Genomic DNA, 1,792 nt, shown 5'->3' with positions numbered 1-1,792 from the left:
GGCTCGCTCAGCGCCAGCGGCACCGGCAGCATGCAGGGATCGGACCTCCAGGCCAGCGTCAAGGGCACGTTGGGCGACGTCTCGCCGCTGTCGTCGCTTGCCGGCACACCGCTTGCGGGCGGGGTCAACTTCGCTCTGAGCGCAAGCGGTCCGCGTCTGGCGCCGGATTTCACCGTGTCGGCAGACAGCACCAGCCTGACGGCGGCGGGCCGCACCGTGAAGGACATCAAGCTCTCGGCCAAGGGCAAGGCCGATGTCGCCAATCCGACCGCCGATATCTCGCTGACCGGCAATGCCGAGGGGCAGGCGCTCGACATCGAGGCTTCGCTGGTGACCGCCGACGGCAAGCGTTCGATCAAAGGGCTCAGCCTGGCGCTCGGCGACAACAAGGTGTCGGGTGATCTCGCGCTCGACGACAAGTTCCTGCCGCTCGGCACGCTGACGCTTGCCGTGCCCGATATCGGGCCGCTCGCCGCGCTGGCAAACCAGACCGCCACAGGCGACATCAACGGCACGATCGTCTTTGCCAAGGAGGGCGAGGCGCCGACCGTCACTATCAATGCGGCCAGCACCTCGATCGCGCGGGGCGACCTGGCGGCGAAAGCCATCACCGTCAACGCGCTGATCGCAAACTATCTCAAGGGGCCGGCGATCTCGGGCACGATCAAGGCCGACAATGTGACCTCCGGCGGCACGGTCATCAGCGGCATCGGCATCGATTTGAAGCGCGATGGCGACTGGACCAACTTTACCGGCGGCGCCACGGCGTCCGGCATTCCGGCCACCGCCACCGGGCGGGTAAAGATCGCCGACGGCACGACAAGCGTGGAAATCACGTCCGGCGAGGCGACGGTGCGCGGCATCAAGGCGGCCATCGCCGAGCCATCCCGCCTTTCCATCGCCAATGGCGTGACGACAATCGAGAAGCTCGCGCTCAACCTCGGCGGCGGCTCGGCGACGGTTTCCGGCAGCGCCGGTGAGACCCTGGACCTGACGGCCAATCTCGCCAACCTGCCGGTGGCGCTCGGCAATGATTTCGTGCCCGGCCTCGACGGGGCCGGAACGCTTGAGGGCACCGCGCACGTCACGGGTCCATCGTCCAACCCCGACGTTCAGTTCAACGCCAAGGTGGCGGGCGCCGAGACCAGCCAGACCCGGCAGGCGGGGCTCGGGCCGCTGGATCTCAATGCTGCTGGCAGCTACACGCTGGCGGGCGGCGTCGCCCTGGACCACGCCACGCTTTCGGGCGACAAGATTTCAGGCAAGGCCGCCGGCACCCTCAATCCCAACGGCGCCAGCGACTTCTCCCTCGACCTTTTATCATCGGGGCCTAGCCTGCCGTTGACGCTCGGCCGCGCAGACAGCCCGGTCAAGATCGAAGTCCAGTCCTTGTCGGCAAAGATGGCGGGCGAAAGCACGCAAGCGCGGCTCGATGTGTCCGCCATCCTGCCGTCCATCGTCGCCAGCCAGGGGAAGGTGGATGGTCTCACCCTGGCGCTGCATTCGGATGCCTTCGACCTCAAGGGACGGGCAGGCCCGGTCTCCGGCACGGTCTCGCTGGACAGGATCGGCCTCGACAATCCGTTGATCGCACCGCTGATCGCCGGCAAGGTGGTCGCCAAGGTCAATGGCCGGCTGGCTCCAGATTCGGTCGCCGTCGACAGCGGCTCGCTGACCAGCGATGCGCTCAACAGCCAGGTTGCCGGCCGGGTATCGCTGGGCGACGGCGCCGTCGACTTTAATATGAAGGCCGAGGTCGCGTCTTCGGCCTTGCCGGCAGCGGTGCGCGGCA

At 67.5% G+C, this 1,792-nt stretch carries 1 pseudogene; it reads left to right on the top strand.

Annotated features, from left to right (window positions below):
• Window positions 1-1,792, top strand: a pseudogene (locus EOA27_RS34885) (translocation/assembly module TamB); the annotation flags it as partial.

Origin of the sequence: Mesorhizobium sp. M2A.F.Ca.ET.037.01.1.1 (assembly GCF_003998075.1) — a bacterium.
Lineage (GTDB): Bacteria > Pseudomonadota > Alphaproteobacteria > Rhizobiales > Rhizobiaceae > Mesorhizobium.
This window is presented reverse-complemented; position numbering and strand designations above follow the sequence as displayed.